Annotated in this window: 1 pseudogene; it reads left to right on the top strand. The window is 68.1% G+C overall.

Going from position 1 to position 345, the window contains the following annotated elements:
* Positions 1-269: pseudogene (locus ACZIRK_RS45575) on the top strand (hypothetical protein); the annotation flags it as partial.
* Between the last annotated feature and the right edge of the window lie 76 nt (positions 270-345).

The raw sequence follows: 345 nt of genomic DNA on the forward strand, positions 1-345 counted from the left end.
CCACGGTGAAGGACTTGAAGCTTGCCGACGGACGCGCCCGTGTCGTGCGGCATGGCTACGGCCCGGCGCGAACGATTGCGACGGGCATCGGTCCGGTCGAGGTCGCGCGGGCGAAGATTCGCGACCGTGGGGCGGCCGGCGATAGTGAGCGGATCCGGTTCAGCTCGGCGATCCTGCCGCTGTGGGCACGGCGGACCAGAAGCCTGGATGCGCTGTTGCGTGAGCGTCACGAGAGGATCGCCGTGCCCGGCCTTGACTTGCGCGGAATGCTTTGGATTGCCCGATCGGGGTGATTGACGCTGCCGCTGGGCGATGATTGGGTGCTCCCCTCTGAAGGGGGCGACG

Source organism: Bradyrhizobium sp. Leo114, from assembly GCF_055229415.2.